Source organism: Amycolatopsis sp. NPDC003861 (genome assembly GCF_053605405.1).
The window spans coordinates 1-3,277 of the sequence record NZ_JBSGJD010000468.1 but is presented as its reverse complement, the minus strand read 5'-3'; the positions used below and the strand labels follow the sequence as shown (position 1 = coordinate 3,277).

The following is a 3,277-nucleotide window of genomic DNA, read 5'->3' as shown; positions in this document are numbered from 1 at the left end:
GGTCGCCGACGATCTTCATGCCGTCCATCAGCGGGCCCTCGATGACGTCGAGGGGCCGGGGCAGCTGCTGCCGCGCCTCTTCGGTGTCTTCCTCGATGTAGTCGACGATGCCGTGGACCAGGGCGTGGGACAGGCGGGCGCCGACCGGGCCTTCGCGCCAGGAGAGGTCGACGACGCGCTTGGTGCCGCTGCCCTTGACGTTCTCGGCGAAGGCGACGAGCCGGTCGGTGGCGTCTTCGCGGCGGTCGAAGAGCACGTCCTCGACCAGTTCCAGGAGGTCCTTGGGGATGTCCTCGTAGACGGCGAGCTGGCCGGCGTTGACGATGCCCATGTCCAGGCCGACCTGCATGGCGTGGAAGAGGAACGCCGAGTGCATCGCCTCGCGGACGACGTCGTTGCCGCGGAAGGAGAACGACAGGTTCGAGATGCCGCCGGAGATGTGGACGCCGGGACAGCGTTCCTTGATCCGGGGCAGCGCGTCGATGAACGCCTTCGCGTAGCCGTTGTGCTCGGCGATGCCGGTGGCGACGGCGAGGACGTTCGGGTCGAAGATGATGTCCTCGCCCGCGAAGCCGGCTTCCTTGGTGAGCAGGTCGTACGCGCGGGCGCAGATCTCCACCTTGCGGTCGGCGGTGTCGGCCTGGCCCTGCTCGTCGAAGGCCATCACGACGACGCCGGCGCCGTAGTCGCGGATCGTGCGGGCCTGGGCCAGGAACGGCTCCTCGCCCTCCTTGAGGCTGATCGAGTTGACCACGCCCTTGCCCTGCAGGCAGCGCAGGCCGGCTTCGAGCACGCTCCACTTGGAGCTGTCGACCATCACCGGGATCCGGGCCACCTCGGGCTCGGTGGCGATGAGGTTGAGGAACGTCGTCATCGCCTGCTCGGATTCGAGCAGGTCGGCGTCCATGTTGACGTCGAGCAGGTTGGCGCCGCCGCGGACCTGTTCGAGGGCGACGTCGACCGCGCCCTGGTGGTCGCCGGATTCGATGAGCCGCCGGAACCGCTTGGAGCCGGTGACGTTGGTGCGCTCGCCGATCATCACGAACCCGGTGTCGGCGCCGATGCCGAACGGTTCGAGGCCGCTGAAACGCGTGTGGGTGCGCGGCGCCGGGATCACCCGCGGGCCGATGCTCTTCGCCGCTTCGGCGATCTTCGCGATGTGCGCCGGGGTCGTGCCGCAACAGCCGCCGACCAGGTTGACCAGGCCGTCGCGGGCGAACCCGCCGAGCAGCCCGGCGGTCTGCTCGGGCGTCTCGTCGTAGCCGCCGAACGCGTTCGGCAGGCCGGCGTTCGGGTGGCAGGCGACGTAGGTGTCGGCGAGCCGCGAGAGTTCCTCGACGTGCGGGCGCGCCTCCTGGGCGCCGAGCGCGCAGTTGACGCCGACGACCAGCGGTTTCGCGTGTTCGATCGAGCTCCAGAACGCCTCGACGGTCTGCCCCGACAGCGTCCGCCCGCTCAGGTCGACGATGGTGACCGAGATCCACAGCGGCAGGTGCGGCGCGACCTCGCGCGCGGCGGCGACCGCGGCCTTGCAGTTCAGCGTGTCGAAGATCGTCTCGATGAGCAGCACGTCGACGCCGCCTTCGGCGAGCCCGGCGATCTGCTCGGCGTAGGTGGCCTTGACCTGCTCGAACGTGACCGCCCGGTACGCCGGGTCGTCGACCTTCGGCGACAGGCTGAGGGTGACGTTGAGCGGGCCGATCGAGCCCGCGACGAACCGGCCGCCCGCTTCGTCGGCCGCCTGGCGGGCCAGTTGCGCGCCGCGGACGTTCATCTCGTGGACGTAGGCCTGCATCCCGTAGTCGGCCTGGCCGATGCCGGTGGCGGTGAAGGTGTTGGTCGTGGTGATGTCCGCGCCCGCGGCCAGGTACTGGCGGTGGACGTCGAGGATGACGTCCGGGCGGGTGAGGTTCAGCAGGTCGGGGTCGCCGGTGACGTCGTGGGTGTGCTCGCCGAAGCGGTCGCCGCGGTAGTCGGCCGGGGTGAGCCCGGCGCCCTGCAGCATGGTGCCCCAGGCACCGTCGAGGACCGCCACACGGCTGCTCAGCAGCTCACGCAGCCGGCTGGTGGGATCTTGACTCATCGGCGCCCTCCCTCGTCCGGGAGGCGCCCTTGGTGCGGTGGAGCGGGCCGAGCGTGGCGGACCCCGCGGTCCGTTGCAGCGCCTCTCGGCCCGTAACCGAGGATAGTGGATCCGGCACCCGGCTGGCCATCCCACCCCGCCCGGGCGTCCACGATCTGGGACACCGGCCGCGACCGTCCACAATAGAACATTGGGTCCACCCTGCACCTCCACCCCCCATGCTCCCCGTGGCGGCGGCCGTGCTCACCTCGTGGACTGCCCACCTTGAAAACTGAAACACGTTCTAATACGCTCCGCGGGTGGACTACGGAATCGTGCTGTTCACCAGCGACCGGGGGATCACCCCGGCGGCCGCGGCGCGCGCCGCGGAAGCCGCGGGGTTCTCGACCTTCTACGTCCCCGAGCACACCCACATCCCGGTGAAGCGCGAGTCACCGCACCCGCGCACCGGCGACGCGTCGCTGCCCGACGACCGCTACAGCCGGACGCTCGACCCGTGGGTCGCGCTGGCGACGGCGGCTTCGGTCACGTCGCGCATCCGGTTGTCCACGGCGGTGGCGCTGCCGGTCGAGAGCGACCCGATCACGCTCGCCAAGACGATCGCCAGCCTCGACCACCTCTCCGGCGGCCGCGTCACGCTCGGCGCCGGGTTCGGCTGGAACGTCGACGAGCTGACCGACCACGGCGTGCCCGGGAACCGCCGCCGCACCGCGCTGCGCGAGTACCTCGAGGCGATGAGTGCACTGTGGACACAGGAGGAAGCCGCCTACGACGGGGAGTTCGTCTCCTTCGGGCCGAGCTGGGCGTGGCCGAAACCGGTCCAGGCGCACATCCCGGTGCTGCTCGGCGCGGGCCCGACCGAGAAGACGTTCCGCTGGATCGCCCGCCACGCCGACGGTTGGCTCACCACGCCGGCCGACTCCGACCTCGACGGGCACGTGGCCCTGCTGAAGGAGATCTGGCACGCCGAAGGCCGGGAAGGCGCTCCGCGGATCTGCGCGCTCGGCGAGCGGCCGGACCCGGAACGCCTGGCGCACCTGGATTCCCTCGGCGTCACCGAGACGATCTTCGGCCTCCCCGACCGCTCGCCGGAGGAAGTCGAGGCGTGGATCGGCCGGCTGGCCGGGAAGCTCGGGCTGCGGGTCGTGTGGGGTTTTTATTTTATATTAACTACTGATAATAAAAAAAAAAAAA

At 70.1% G+C, this 3,277-nt stretch carries 2 protein-coding genes; one reads left to right on the top strand and one right to left on the bottom strand.

Going from position 1 to position 3,277, the window contains the following annotated elements; genetic code table 11:
- Window positions 1-2,083 (bottom strand): homocysteine S-methyltransferase family protein (locus tag ACWEVN_RS47340; protein WP_452055640.1); only part of this gene is annotated, 2,083 nt, incomplete at its 3' end.
- 299 nt (window positions 2,084-2,382) lie between these two features.
- On the opposite strand from ACWEVN_RS47340, the gene ACWEVN_RS47335 reads away from it, so the two are divergent.
- On the top strand, window positions 2,383-3,277 hold an 895-nt coding region (locus tag ACWEVN_RS47335; RefSeq protein ID WP_452055639.1), incomplete at its 3' end, for an LLM class F420-dependent oxidoreductase.